Origin of the sequence: Nocardioides carbamazepini, assembly GCF_024614185.1 — a bacterium.
Taxonomy (GTDB): Bacteria; Actinomycetota; Actinomycetes; order Propionibacteriales; family Nocardioidaceae; genus Nocardioides; species Nocardioides carbamazepini.
Window position 1 is genome coordinate 1,144,397 of the sequence record NZ_JAHTLF010000016.1, and the last position, 12,788, is coordinate 1,157,184.

Annotated in this window: 11 protein-coding genes; 6 read left to right on the forward strand and 5 right to left on the reverse strand. The window is 71.9% G+C overall.

Going from position 1 to position 12,788, the window contains the following annotated elements; genetic code table 11:
* Nucleotides 1–56: 56 nt before the first annotated feature.
* Together KVF89_RS17970 and KVF89_RS17975 are read right to left on the reverse strand one after the other, a co-directional pair.
* Entirely contained in the window at nucleotides 57–1,571 is a 1,515-nt protein-coding gene (locus tag KVF89_RS17970) for an ABC transporter ATP-binding protein (RefSeq protein ID WP_257427458.1), read from the reverse strand.
* A 165-nt stretch (nucleotides 1,572–1,736) separates the two neighbouring features.
* Nucleotides 1,737–2,831 carry a BMP family lipoprotein gene (locus tag KVF89_RS17975; protein ID WP_257427459.1) on the reverse strand — a complete coding sequence of 365 codons (1,095 nt, stop codon included), beginning with the start codon at nucleotides 2,829–2,831 and terminating at the stop codon, nucleotides 1,737–1,739.
* Nucleotides 2,832–3,048: 217 nt separating this feature from the next.
* Between KVF89_RS17975 and KVF89_RS17980 the strand changes: the two genes are divergently transcribed.
* Together KVF89_RS17980 and KVF89_RS17985 are read left to right on the forward strand one after the other, a co-directional pair.
* Nucleotides 3,049–3,462: a cytidine deaminase gene (locus KVF89_RS17980; RefSeq protein ID WP_257427460.1), complete on the forward strand. Its 414-nt coding sequence runs from the start codon at nucleotides 3,049–3,051 to the stop codon at nucleotides 3,460–3,462.
* Nucleotides 3,459–4,784, forward strand: a complete 1,326-nt coding sequence (locus tag KVF89_RS17985) for a thymidine phosphorylase (RefSeq protein WP_257427461.1) — start codon at nucleotides 3,459–3,461, stop codon at nucleotides 4,782–4,784. Before KVF89_RS17980 ends, KVF89_RS17985 begins: the two co-directional genes overlap by 4 nt.
* Here the strand turns inward: KVF89_RS17985 and KVF89_RS17990 are convergent, their stop codons facing one another.
* From KVF89_RS17990 to KVF89_RS18000, 3 genes are read right to left on the reverse strand one after another with little or no spacing between them, the layout of a single operon-like run.
* Entirely contained in the window at nucleotides 4,785–6,209 is a 1,425-nt protein-coding gene (locus KVF89_RS17990; protein WP_257427462.1) for a YlbE family protein, read from the reverse strand.
* The gene (locus KVF89_RS17995; RefSeq protein WP_257427463.1) at nucleotides 6,206–7,681 is read right to left on the reverse strand and encodes an AllF/FdrA family protein; all 1,476 of its coding nucleotides are present in this window, start codon (nucleotides 7,679–7,681) and stop codon (nucleotides 6,206–6,208) included. Before KVF89_RS17995 ends, KVF89_RS17990 begins: the two co-directional genes overlap by 4 nt.
* Complete coding sequence (locus KVF89_RS18000; RefSeq protein WP_257427464.1) at nucleotides 7,678–8,475, reverse strand: oxamate carbamoyltransferase subunit AllH family protein; 798 nt, start codon at nucleotides 8,473–8,475, stop codon at nucleotides 7,678–7,680. The genes KVF89_RS17995 and KVF89_RS18000 overlap by 4 nt, the downstream gene beginning before the upstream one ends.
* Before the next feature lie 119 nt (nucleotides 8,476–8,594).
* On the opposite strand from KVF89_RS18000, the gene KVF89_RS18005 reads away from it, so the two are divergent.
* The 4 genes from KVF89_RS18005 (at nucleotide 8,595) to KVF89_RS18020 (ending at nucleotide 12,730) form a co-directional block, all read left to right on the forward strand.
* Nucleotides 8,595–9,824, forward strand: a complete 1,230-nt coding sequence (locus KVF89_RS18005) for a helix-turn-helix domain-containing protein (protein WP_257427465.1) — start codon at nucleotides 8,595–8,597, stop codon at nucleotides 9,822–9,824.
* Between the two features lie 169 nt (nucleotides 9,825–9,993).
* The gene (locus KVF89_RS18010) at nucleotides 9,994–11,352 is read left to right on the forward strand and encodes a uracil-xanthine permease family protein (RefSeq protein ID WP_372497938.1); all 1,359 of its coding nucleotides are present in this window, start codon (nucleotides 9,994–9,996) and stop codon (nucleotides 11,350–11,352) included.
* Complete coding sequence (locus KVF89_RS18015; RefSeq protein WP_257427467.1) at nucleotides 11,349–12,224, forward strand: FAD binding domain-containing protein; 876 nt, start codon at nucleotides 11,349–11,351, stop codon at nucleotides 12,222–12,224. Before KVF89_RS18010 ends, KVF89_RS18015 begins: the two co-directional genes overlap by 4 nt.
* The gene (locus tag KVF89_RS18020) at nucleotides 12,221–12,730 is read left to right on the forward strand and encodes a (2Fe-2S)-binding protein (protein ID WP_257427468.1); all 510 of its coding nucleotides are present in this window, start codon (nucleotides 12,221–12,223) and stop codon (nucleotides 12,728–12,730) included. Before KVF89_RS18015 ends, KVF89_RS18020 begins: the two co-directional genes overlap by 4 nt.
* The last annotated feature ends 58 nt before the right edge of the window (nucleotides 12,731–12,788 follow it).

The following is a 12,788-nucleotide window of genomic DNA, read 5'->3' on the forward strand; positions in this document are numbered from 1 at the left end:
GTCCCTGCGGAGTTGTTCGGGGGAGCGAAGCGGAGGAGAAGAACTCCGTGGGGTGTTCATGCGGCCGTCCCTTCGGGGCGCTCGCCGGCCATCATCAGGCCGAGGGTCTCGCGGGGGGTGTCCGCCGGCACGATGCCGACGACCTGGCCGCGGTAGAGGACCATGATCCGGTCCGACAGCGCGACGATCTCGTCCAGCTCGGTGGACACCAGGAGCACGGGGACGCCGGAGTCCCGGGTCGCCACGACCTGCTTGTGGATGAACTCGATGGAGCCGACGTCGACGCCGCGGGTCGGCTGCGCAGCGACGAGCAGGCTGAGGTCGCGGGACAGCTCGCGGGCGACGACGACCTTCTGCTGGTTGCCGCCGGAGAGCTGGCCGGCCTTCGCTTGGATGCCGGAGGCGCGGACGTCGTACGCGTCGAGGGTGCGCTGCGCGAACTCCTCGAGGACGCCCGAGCGGATGGTGCCGGCCGACACGAAGGGCAGGCCATGGCTGCGGTTGAGCATCAGGTTCTCGGCGATCGTGAACTCGCCGACCAGGCCGTCGACCTGCCGGTCCTCGGGCACGAAGCCGACGCCGGCGTCGAGGACCTTGCGGACCGACCTGCCGACCAGCTCGTGCTCGCCCAGCCGGATCGAGCCGCGTACGTGACTCTGCAGCCCCATGATCGCCTCGGTCAGCTCGGTCTGCCCGTTGCCCTGGACGCCGGCCACGCCGAGCACCTCGCCCCGGGCGATGGAGAAGGTGATGCCGTCGAGATGCGTGTGACCGGTGTCGTCGAGCACCCGCAGGTCGCGGACGACGAAGGCGTCGGGCCCGGGCTGGGCCGGCTCCTTGTGCACGGTCAGCTCGACCGGCCGCCCGACCATGAGGGAGGCGAGCTCGGCGTTGGTGGCGGTCGGGCTGGCCTCGCCGACGACCGCACCGCGGCGGATCACGGTGATCCGGTCGGCGATGGCACGGACTTCGCGCAGCTTGTGGCTGATGAACACGATCGCGGTGCCGGACTCGCGGAGCTGGCGCATGATGCCCATCAGCTCGTCGGTCTCCTGCGGGGTGAGCACCGCCGTCGGCTCGTCGAAGACGAGGACGCGGGCGTCGCGGGAGAGTGCCTTGATGATCTCGACGCGCTGCTGGACACCGACCGGCAGGGTCTCGACCAGCGCGTCGGGGTCGACGTCGAACCCGAATCGCTGGGAGATCTCCCGCACCCGCTCACGGGCGGCGCCGATGTCGAGGGTCCCGGCGAAGCCGGTCGCCTCGTTGCCGAGCATGACGTTCTCGGCGACGGTGAAGACGGGGACCAGCATGAAGTGCTGGTGGACCATGCCGATGCCGGCGGCCATGGCATCGCCGGGCCCGGCGAACTTCCGCACCTCGCCGTCCAGGACGAGCTCGCCCTCGTCGGCCTGGTAGAGGCCGTAGAGCACGTTCATCAGGGTGGACTTCCCCGCGCCGTTCTCGCCGAGGAGGGCGTGGATCTCGCCCTCGTTGACGGTGAGGGAGATCCGGTCGTTGGCGACCAGAGGGCCGAAGCGCTTGGTGATGCCCCGGAGTTCGAGCGTCATGGGGGAATCCTCTCGGAGCGGGGATGCAGAAGCCAGCAAGAGCGCCGGGAAACGATGGGCGCGTCCGACGCGAATGCCTCCGGGGGAGGTCGGAACCGACCTCCCCCGGAGGGTGTCTCCGCCCTGCCGTCCGTCAGCGCGTGGCCGACGGAGGGCAGGTGGGCATCACTGGGTGAGGTACGACGTCACCGGGATGCTGCCGTCGATGATGCCGGCCTTGACCTCGTCGAGCTCGGCCTGCAGCGTGTCGGAGATCTTCGACTCGAAGTTGTGGAACGGCGCGATGCCGACCCCGTCGTTCTCGAGCGTGCCGACGTACGCCTCGGTGTCGAACTCGTCGTTGCCGGCGGCCACCACGGCCTCGGTCGTCGAGATCTTCATGTTCTTCAGGATCGAGGTGAACACCAGGTCCTGGGTGTTCGGGTCGGTCTCGAAGAAGTCGGCGTCGACGCCGACGAGGGCGACGTCCTTGCCGGAGTCGGCGATGGCGGTGAGCGCACCCTGGTAGATCGGGCCACCGACCGGCAGGATCACGTCGACGTTCTGGTCCAGGAGCCCCTTGGCCGCGTTGGTCGCCTTCTCGTTGGCGTCGAAGCCACCGGTGAAGACGCCCTTGTCGTTGCCCTCCCAGCCGAAGAGCTTGACGTCCTTGCCCTTCTTCTCGCTGTAGTACTCGACGCCCTGCTTGAAGCCGTCCATGAAGATGGTGACGGTCGGGAAGGGCTGGCCGCCGTACGTGCCGACGACACCGGTCTTGGTGTAGTCCGCCGCCGCGTAGCCGGCGAGGAACGCGGCCTGCGCGGTGTCGTAGAGGATCGGCTTGATGTTGTCGGCGTCCTTGGTGCCGTCGAAGTCGTTGTCGGCGGCGTCATCGATGAGGATGTACTCGATGTCCGGGTTGGCCTTGGCCGACTCGACCGTCGCCGCGGAGAGCGCGAAGCCGACGGTCACGATCGCGTCGCAGCCCTGGCCGACGAACTGCTCGAGCGCTCCCGCGTAGTCGTTCTCGTTCTTGGACTCGAACTCCTTGTACTCGCTGCCGAGCTCCTCGGCGGCGTCCTGCACGCCCTCGTAGCTGAGCTGGTTGAACGACTTGTCGTCGAAGCCGCCCGCGTCGGAGAGGATGCAGGGAAGGAAGTCGCTCTTCTCCGACGCGTTGTTGTCGTTGTCCTCGTCGGGGGCGTCGCCACAGGCCGCCAGGGCCGCGCTCGCGATCAGCGCCACGGCCGCCGCGGCCGTCGTCCTCTTCCAGGTCTTCACAGATGTCCTCCAGGTCGACGCCCGGCTCCGAGTCGCAGGGCAGCTTTGTCTTCGGTTCGCACAGCTTTGGTTCGGTATCCCGGGGTGCATCCTCACCCACAGACCGCTCCGCGGGAAGCGCATTCGTCGAAACGGTTACCAACTTGGGACATTTCCCGTCGAAACCTGCCCCAGCGGAAGATCCTCGCGGCGGCCCTCCATGCCCTAGCGTGGCGGGGTGGTCGACTGGGACACCCTCACGCAGGCGGCGAACGAGATCGCCGCACGGGCCTACGCGCCCTACTCCGGCTACCGGGTCGGCGCCGCGGCGCTCGCCGACGACGGGCGCCTGGTGGTCGGCTGCAACGTCGAGAACGCGGCGTACGGCGTCACCCTGTGCGCCGAGTGCGGGCTCGTCTCGCAGCTGCACGCCACGGGCGGCGGTCGGCTGACCCACTTCGTGTGTGTCAACGGCGCGGGCGAGGTGATCATGCCGTGCGGCCGCTGCCGCCAGCTGCTGTGGGAGGCGGGCGGCGCCGCGCTGGAGGTGTTGACGCCGCAGGGCGCGCTGCCGATGGACGAGGTGCTGCCGCAGGCGTTCGGCCCCGAGGATCTCGACCACGTGGCGCCTCCTGGTACAAACGCACCGTGAGCAGCCCAAGCGCGAGCAGTCAAGGCGCCCCGCCCCGTCCCCAGCACGATGCCGTCGAGGTGATCCTCGCCAAGCGTGACGGAGGGGCCCTCAGCGGCAGCCAGATCGACTGGATGGTCGACGCCTACACCCGGGCCGCCGTCGCCGACGAGCAGATGTCGTCGCTGCTGATGGCGATCCTCCTCAACGGCATGGATCGCCGCGAGATCTCCGACTGGACGGCGGCCATGATCGCGTCCGGCGAGCGGATGGACTTCTCCTCGCTCTCGCGACCGACCACCGACAAGCACTCCACCGGGGGAGTGGGCGACAAGATCACCCTGCCGCTCGCTCCGCTCGTCGCGGCCTGCGGGGTCGCCGTACCCCAGCTGTCGGGCCGCGGCCTGGGCCACACCGGCGGCACGCTCGACAAGCTCGAGTCGATCCCGGGCTGGCGGGCGCTGCTGTCCAACGACGAGATGCTCGCGCAGCTGGAGTCGGTCGGCGCCGTGATCTGCGCGGCCGGCGACGGCCTCGCGCCCGCCGACAAGAAGCTCTACGCGCTGCGCGACGTGACCGGCACGGTCGAGGCGATCCCGCTCATCGCGTCGTCGATCATGAGCAAGAAGATCGCCGAGGGCACCGGTGCCCTCGTCCTCGACGTCAAGGTCGGCAGCGGCGCGTTCATGAAGGACATCGACAAGGCGCGCGAGCTCGCCGAGGTCATGGTCGCGCTCGGCACCGACGCGGGCGTGCGCACCGTCGCCCTGCTCACCGACATGGAGACCCCGCTGGGCTACACCGCCGGCAACGCGATCGAGGTCGCGGAGTCGGTCGAGGTGCTCGCCGGCGGCGGCCCTGCCGACGTCGTCGAGCTCACCCTCGCCCTGGCCCGCGAGATGCTCGCCGGGGCCGGCCGTGACGACGTCGACCCCGCCGACCGGCTCGCCGACGGCTCCGCCATGGACGCCTGGCGACGGATGATCCAGGCGCAGGGCGGCGACCCGGGCGCCGCGCTTCCCGTCGCCCGCGAGCAGCACGTCGTCACGGCGCCGTCCGACGGCGTGCTCACCCGCCTCGACGCCCTCTCCGTCGGCATCGCCGCCTGGCGCCTCGGCGCCGGCCGCGAGCGCAAGGAGGACCCCGTGCAGGCCGGTGCCGGCGTCGTCTGGCACGCCCGGCCCGGCGATGTCGTGAGGGCCGGCGAGCCGCTCTTCACGCTGCACACCGACACCCCCGAGCGCTTCGAGCGGGCGCTCGCCGCGCTCGAGGGCGGCTACGACGTGGCAGCGGCCGGGACGCCGTACGCGCCCCGGCCGCTGGTCATCGACCGCGTCGACTGATCAGGCGCGGTCCCGCGTACGCCGGGCCAGCTCGGCCAGCGCGGCCGGGAAGATCGACGCCGGGGGAGTGACCAGGCCGGCACCGACCTGGCCGACGCCGGCAACCTTGCCGGCCATGCCGGTGTTGATCTGCGGCAGGATGCCGGTGCGGCACACCGACGAGACGTCGATGCCGGTGGCGGCGCCGGCGAAGTCGAGCACCGGGATCGGCCAGCGGTTGTTCTCGCTGATCGTGATCTCGCGCATCCGGCGGCTGGTGGCCAGGGCGTCGGGGACGGTGCCGCCGACGAAGCGGACGATCGCCGGGGCGGCGGCCATCGCGAAGCCGCCGATGCCGGCGGTCTCGGTGATGGCGGAGTCGCCGATGTCCGGGTTGGCGTCGTCGGGGCCGTAGTCGCCGAGGAAGAGGCCGTCGGCGAGCTGGGCCGGGCCGGTGAACCACTGGTCGCCGGTGCCGGACACCTGAATGCCGAAGTCGGTGCCGTTGCGGGCCATCGCGACGACCATCGTCGAGCCCGGTACGTCGCGGGCCGCGTCGAGCGCGAGCTTGCAGGCCGGCATGGCGACGTTGAGGAAGAAGTGGTCGTTGCCGCCCATGAAGGCGAACGCCTCGGCGACCTCCTCCGAGGACCGCGACGCGCGCACCAGCGAGGGCGCGATGTCGCGCAGCAGCATCAGGGTCCCGGCACGGTTGCGGTTGTGCGCCTCGTCGCCCATCTGCAGCATCTGGCCGAGGATCGCGGTCGCGTCCACCGGGCCGGCCGCGGCAACGGCCTCCCCGAGCAGCGGGCCCAGCAGGTCGCGCATCCAGCGCAGCCGCTCGAGCACCTCGGGGCCGTACGCGCCGTAGCGCAGCACCTTGCCGAGGCCCTCGTTGAGCGAGCAGTAGGTGCGGCGACCGGTGGCCGGGTCCTCGAGGACGAACATCCACATCGACGGCGAGACCACGCCGGCCATCGGGCCGACGGCGCTGCGGTGGTGACAGGGCTCCAGCGACACCTCGGTGCCGGAGGCGAACAGGGCCGCGGCGTCCTCGGGGTCCTCCACGAGGCCCTCGAACGCGGCGGCGCCCATGAGCGCACCGCGCAGCGGGCCGGAGGTGCGCGCCCACTCGATCGGCGGGCCGGCGTGCAGGAACTGGCCCTTCTCGAGGCCGAGCAGCTCCGACGCCGGGGCGACGCCGACGAGCATCGCCTGCACGTCGAGCATCCGCGAGACGGCGAGGGCGTTGGCGTCGCGGCGCAGCGGGTCGGCGGCGACCGTGGCGAGGTCGTCGGCGGTGCCGTCCATCGGGGGCGTCCAGTCGACCCGCTCGACCGGCACGGCCTGGTCGGCGACGGCGGTGGCGAACATGTCGGCGCCGACGGCGGCGACGGCGGCGGGGGTCGCGCTGGGCAGGGACCTGGGTAGTGATGTGGTGCTCATCGGGCTCCTCCGGTGGCGAGGGCGATCGCCCGGCGCGTGGCCGCGGCGTTGGACAGGTGGACCTCGGCGCCGGCGGCCGCCAGTGCCTCGGCCTGGCGGGCCAGGCCCTGCGGGTCGGCCGAGGTGCCGACACAGGCGACGACCACGGGGACGTCGCGGATCGCGCGGGCCGCGGCGATCGCGGGGGCGAGCCCGGCGGCCGGGTCGTCCTCGGCACCATGGCCGAGCACGACGTCCATCACGATGACGGCGGTCTCCGGGTCGGCGGCGACCTTCGCCAGGTGCTCCAGGCGCAGGGTCGGGTCGATCATCGGGTGCGCCCGGCCGCGGGTGAGGCCGTCGTCGCCGAAGTCGATCATCAGGTGGCCGGGCTCGAGCAGGCTGCTGTCGAGGGCCAGCTCGGGCGAGAGCGGGATGTTGCTGCGGATCGGGCCCAGCGTCTCCGCGGCGAGCAGCATCGCCTCGTCGCACAGGGTGCCGCCGACGAAGAGGCCGCGCAGCGCGGTGCCGCCCGACGCGCTGCGGACAGCGGGCGTGCCCCACGTCGGCCAGGCCGGTACGGCGACGCCCAGGTCGCCCAGCAGCGCCTCGACCTGCGTGGTGAGGTCGGGCTGGCCGGCGCCGAGCAGGGCGAACCGCACCGGCGTGGTGAGGCCGGCGGCGTACTTCTCGACGGCGGCGGCCACCTCGGCGGCCGGCGGCTTGGACACGACGACGACCTGCTCGACCGACGGGTCGGCGTCGAGGCGGTCGAGTGCGGTCGTGGTGGAGATGCCGCCGATCGCCGCGGACAGGTCGCGGCCGCCGACACCGAGCGCGGCGGCGACACCGACGCCGGCGGCGTCGAGGAGGGCGAGGATCTGCTGGCAGCCGGTGCCGGAGGCGGCGACGATGCCGACGCTGCCCGGGGAGACCGTGTTGGCGAAGCCGAGGCCGACACCGCCGACGACGGCCGTGCCGCAGTCGGGGCCCATCACGAGCAGGCCGCGGTCGCGGGCGATCCGCTTCATGGCGAGCTCCTGCTCGACAGGCACGTTGTCGCTGAAGATCATCACGTCGACGCCCGCGTCGAGGGCGTCCATGGCCTCGACCAGCGCCGAGGCACCGGGCACCGAGACCAGGGCGAGGTCGCCGCCGGCACGGCGCAGCGCCGAGCCGGTGGTGCGCGGCGGCGCCGTGACCTCACCCCCGGACGAGCCCTTGCGGGCGGCGGCGAGCGCGGCGTCGACCGCGGCGAGCGCGGCGGGCAGGGCCGACTCGTCGTCGAGCCGCACCGCCACGACCATGTCGTTGGGGCTGGCTGCGGGCAGCGTGAAGCCCATGCCCTGCAGCACCTCCACGTTCAGCTCGGTCGCCATCGCCACCTGGGCGGCGGTGACGCCGGGCGTGGCGGCGACGTCCCGGCTGACCTGCAGCAGTGCGACGCTGTCGGCGTACGCACCGGGCCGGATCTCGACGTGCTCGACGGTCATCGAGTACTCCCTTCAAGGGCTTCATGAGTGATGGACACGGACTGACTGTCAGGTGTGGAGAGGGCGAGGTGGGCGCCGAGGAGCATCCCGGTGCCGGAGGTGTGCCCCACGGCGAGCAGCGCGGCGACCGCGGCGGCGTCGCCGGTGGCGAGAGCGGCGCGGAACGGCGCGATCGCCTCCCCGTCGACCGCGTGCCGGAGCAGCGTCGCGGAGAGGCCGGTCGTGCGGTGGAGGTGTGCCCGGACCGCGTCGGCGACCGCGCCGGGGTCGACGCCGCGCGCGAGGGTGGTCGCGAGCCAGCCGCAGAGCACGTCGTCGCCGACCGGGGTCAGGCCGTCGCCCCGGCCGACCAGGTCCGGCACGGCAGCCGGGTCTCCGGCGGCGAGCAGGTCGAGGGCGTCCGGGGGCAGCTGGTCGCGTGCCACGCCCAGGTCGACGGTGACGGCGACCAGCCGACGTGCCGTCTGCGGGGTGAGCGGCGCGGGCCGGAAGCGGACCAGGCGGTCGACGCCGACGGTCAGGGGACCGACCCGCAGCACGCCGTCGCCGGCGGTCGCGGGGGAGCCCACCTCGATGTCGGGCAACGCGTCGAGCGTCGTGGCGATGCCGCAGGGGACGTGCACCGCGCCGTGGGCGAGGATCCCGACGACGCCGCCGGTGGCACCGCCGCCGAGGTCGGCGTACACCGCCTGACGTCCGGAGTGCACGACCGTGCCGGTCGCCGGGGGGCCGTGGAGCAGGCCACGCAGCGCCGGCGAACCGGCGCCTCCGACCTGCGATTCGACCCGTTGCACCTCTGGGACGCTAACGGCTGGGTATCGTGCATCGAATGGTGAGCATTGCCAACGTCGGAGCAGAAGTCGGGCAAGAGTTGATAGCCACTGCGGGGGGCGGTATCGCGGACCATGGCGTGATGGATGTGGAGGAGCTCGCCGAGTCGCTCGCCCAGCTGGTGCTGGCCGGGGCCGACCTCGGCGACCTCGTCGCCGCGATCGGCGACGCGCTCGACGTCCAGGTCGCCGTGACCACGACCGACGGCCGGGAGCGCGCGGCGCGGATCGACGACGCCATGCGGGAGCGGATCACCGCCGCGGGCCTGACCGACGAGACCGGCCGACTGCGGGTCGAGTGGCTGGGCGACCGGGGCGGTCACGAGGGCCAGCCGGTGACCGGTGCCCATGTCCACCGCGAGCCCCTCGCCGCGCCCAACCAGGCGCTCGGCCACCTGGTCGCGATCGCCGAGGAGGGCATGGTGCCGCAGCAGGTCGTCGCCCTGCAGCGCGCGGCCACCGCGGTGTCACTCTCGATCACCCGGGAGCAGGCGGTCTCCGCCGTGGAGAACAAGTACCGCGGCGACTTCCTGCGCGATGTCTTCCTGGGCCGCGCCGGCTCCGACGAGTTCGTCAGCGAGCACGTCGTCGGCTTCGGCTGGGACCTGAGCGGCCCGACGATCGTGCTCGCCGCGCAGATCGACCCGCAGCCGTCGTACCAGCCGCCGGCGTCGGTCGAGGATCGCCGGCACTGGCAGGAGCGGTTCGCGAACGCCTGGCGCCAGGTGGCCGCCTCGGTCGACCGGGCCATCCCGATCGCCGACTTCGGCTCCGAGGTGGTGGCGGTGCTGCCGGCCGAGGACTTCCAGGCCGCCACGGCGCTGGTCCGGCGCCTCGTGCACGCCGTCGCGGGTGACAAGGGTGGCGGGCGGCGTCCGTTCACGGCGGGTGTGGGCCGCGTGGCGTCCGTGCCGTCCGGCCTCCCCGACAGCTACGGCCAGGCACGGCGGGCGCTCGAGGTGGGGCGCCGCTTCCGGGGCCCGAGCACCACGACCTGGTTCGACGATCTCGGTTTGCACCGGTTGATCGCGATGGTGCCGGACATCGACGAGCTGCGGGCCTTCGCCCACGACGTCCTCGGGGAGCTCGCCGGCACCACCGAGGAGGCGATCACGCTCCGCGAGACGCTGCAGGTGCTGCTCAACACGAACTTCAACGTGGCCGAGGCCGCGCGCACGCAGTTCTTCCACTACAACACCATGCGCTATCGGGTCGGGAAGCTCGAGCGGCTCCTCGGCCCGGTCGCGTCCGACCAGAACCTGCGTCTCGACGTCGCCGTGGCGCTCAAGGTGCTCGAGGTCGTCAGCAAATGACAGGGCGGAGCTGAATCACAGGCAAACATCGACAGCAGTTTCCCCGGTTCCTTTGGCGGAAGTGGCCAGTGAGGTGTGATCTCGCCCTCAATAGGTTGGAGAGCCTCGGCGGCACCATCAAGGGAGCACCAAGTCGAGCAGCCCCAGATCAGGAGGACTCAGTATGTCGATGTTCAAGTGGGAGGTAGTCAACCCGGCGCCCGGCGAACCGGTCGCGCCGCACCAACGGCTCCCTTGGGGGCGAACCGTAGGCCTCGGGGCACAGCACGTCGTCGCCATGTTCGGCGCGACCTTCGTGTTCCCGATCGTGATGGGCCTCGACCCCAACCTCGCCATCATGTTCTCGGGTCTCTGCACGATCGGCTTCCTGCTGATCTGCAACAACAAGGTGCCGAGCTATCTCGGCACCAGCGCCTCGTTCGTGGCCGGTGTGGCCGCGATCCGCACGCAGGGCGGTGACTCGGCCGACGTCACCGGTGCCATCCTCGTCGCCGGTCTCGTGCTGGCCGCGATCGGTGTCGCCGTGCACTTCGCGGGCGCCGGCCTGATCAACAAGCTCCTGCCGCCCGCCGTCACCGGCGCCGTGGTCATGCTGATCGGCTTCAACCTGGCGCCCGTCGTGGCCGGCGTCTACTGGCCGCAGGACCAGTGGATCGCTCTCCTCACGGCGGCGTTCATGGTCGGTGCGTCCGTGCTGCTGCCGGGCTTCTGGTCGCGGATCGCGGTGTTCCTCGCCCTCATCTTCGGCTACCTGATCTCCTTCGTCGCCGACAAGCTGTTCGGCGCGATCACCTCCGTGACCGGGGCCAGCGCCGGCGTCGAGGTCGAGCACGACCGCGTCTCCTGGGCGGGCGTCAAGGCCGCCGACTGGATCGGGTTCCCGAGCGGCGACCTCGCCGACGGCGTCTCCGTCGTCCACGGCCCCAGCTTCTCGCTGACGTTCATCCTGCTCGTGCTGCCGGGCGTCATCGCCCTCATCGCCGAGAACACCGGTCACGTCAAGGCCGTCGCCGAGATGACCGGCGAGAACCTCGACCCCTACATGGGCCGCGCGATCGGTGCCGACGGCGCCGCGACCGCGTTCGCCAGCATCTTCGGTGGCTCGCCGACGACCACGTACGCCGAGAACATCGGTGTCATGGGCGCGACCAAGGTCTACTCGACCGCGGCCTACTACGTCGCCGGCATCGTGGCGATCCTGCTCGGCCTGTGTCCCAAGTTCGGGGCGGTCGTCAACGCGACCCCGGGCGGTGTCCTCGGCGGCATCACGCTCGTGCTCTACGGCATGATCGGGCTGGTCGGCGCGAAGATCTGGGTCGAGAACCGGGTCGACTTCGGCAACCCGGTCAACATGGTCGGCCTCGCGGCCGGTCTGATCGCCGGCATCGGCGGCGTCACGCTCAAGATCACCGACGACTTCGAGCTCGGCGGCATCGCCCTCGGCACGATTCTCGTCATCGTCTTCTTCCACCTCGTCAAGGGGCGGAACGCGGACCTCGGCTCGGGTGAGGTGACCAAGAGGCTGTGAAGCCCGCACCGTTCGACTACGTCCGGCCGGGGACCCTGGAGGAAGCCCTCCAGGCCCTGGCCGGGCACCCGGAGGCCAAGATCCTCGCCGGCGGCCAGAGCCTGGTGCCGCTCCTCTCGATGCGCCTGGCCGCACCGGCGGTCCTGGTCGACATCAACGACCTGCCCGACCTCGACCACGTCCGCGCCGACGCGGACGGCGTGCGGATCGGCGCACTCGCCCGGCATGCGGAGGTCCTCAAGGACGCCGAGGTCGCCCGTGTGCAGCCGCTCGTGCCGCTCGCGCTGGCCAACGTCGCCCACCCGACCATCCGCAACCGCGGCACCACCGTGGGCTCGCTGGTCCACGCCGACGCGGCGGCGGAGATGCCGATGGTGCTCCGCCTGCTCGACGGCTCGGTCGACGTGGCCGGACCGGGCGGGCGTCGTACGATCCCCGCAGCGGAGCTGTACGTCGGCCCGCTCGAGTCCAGCCTCCACCACGACGAGATCGCAGTGGAGGCGTTCTTCCCGGCGCTCGGGGCCGGGAGCGGCGTGGCCTTCGAGGAGATCGCCCGCCGGCACGGCGACTACGCCATGTGCGGCGTCGCGGCTGTCGTCACGGTCGAGGGCGACCGGGTCGTGTCGGCGAAGGCCGGCTACCTGTCGGTCTCCGACATCCCGGCCGTGGTCGACCTGACCGAGGCGCTCGACGGCTCCGTCGACGCCACGGCCCTGGCCGCGGCCGCCGCGGCGGCGCTGGAGGAGCTCGACCCCGAGACCGACATCCACGCCACGGCGGACTACCGCGCGCACCTGGCCACCGTGCTGACCGCGCGGGTCGTGACCGCCGCCTACGACGACGCCCGAACCCGGGCGGGGGGAAGCCGATGAGCGAGAAGCAGCACGAGATCAGGCTGAGGATCAACGGCACCGAGCACGATGTGGCGGTGCCCGCCCGGCGGCTGCTGTCTGACGCGCTGCGGCACGACCTCGGACTCACCGGCACCCACGTGGGCTGCGAGCACGGCGTCTGCGGTGCCTGCACGGTCCTGGTCGACGGCGAGCCGATGCGCAGCTGCCTCATGTTCGCCGTCTCCGCCGCGGGTCACGACGTCACCACCGTCGAGGGCCTGGCCCGGCCGGACGGCGAGCTGGGGCCGGTGCAGCAGGCGTTCCGCGAGTGCCACGGCCTCCAGTGCGGCTTCTGCACCCCCGGCTTCCTGACCACGATCACCGCCGGCATCGCCGAGAACCCCGAGCCCACCGAGGACGAGGCGCGCGACATGATCGCCGGCAACCTGTGCCGCTGCACGGGCTACCAGAACATCGTCAAGGCGGTCTGCCGCGCTGCCGAGCTGGCCCGCGACGACCGCGCGTCCGAGGACGGTGCCGCATGAGCACCCCACGGATTTCTCCTCCCCCGCTTCGCTCCTCCGAACAACTCCGCAGGGACCC

Bases quoted from the DNA above. Each gene is read 5' to 3' on its own strand.
- KVF89_RS18020 (WP_257427468.1), top strand. From the start codon at position 12,221: ATGAGCGAGAAGCAGCACGAGATCAGGCTGAGGATCAACGGCACCGAG.
- KVF89_RS17990 (WP_257427462.1), bottom strand. From the start codon at position 6,209: ATGAGCACCACATCACTACCCAGGTCCCTGCCCAGCGCGACCCCCGCC.
- KVF89_RS17970 (WP_257427458.1), bottom strand. From the start codon at position 1,571: ATGACGCTCGAACTCCGGGGCATCACCAAGCGCTTCGGCCCTCTGGTC.
- KVF89_RS18005 (WP_257427465.1), top strand. From the start codon at position 8,595: ATGGATGTGGAGGAGCTCGCCGAGTCGCTCGCCCAGCTGGTGCTGGCC.
- KVF89_RS17995 (WP_257427463.1), bottom strand. From the start codon at position 7,681: ATGACCGTCGAGCACGTCGAGATCCGGCCCGGTGCGTACGCCGACAGC.
- KVF89_RS18010 (WP_372497938.1), top strand. From the start codon at position 9,994: ATGTTCAAGTGGGAGGTAGTCAACCCGGCGCCCGGCGAACCGGTCGCG.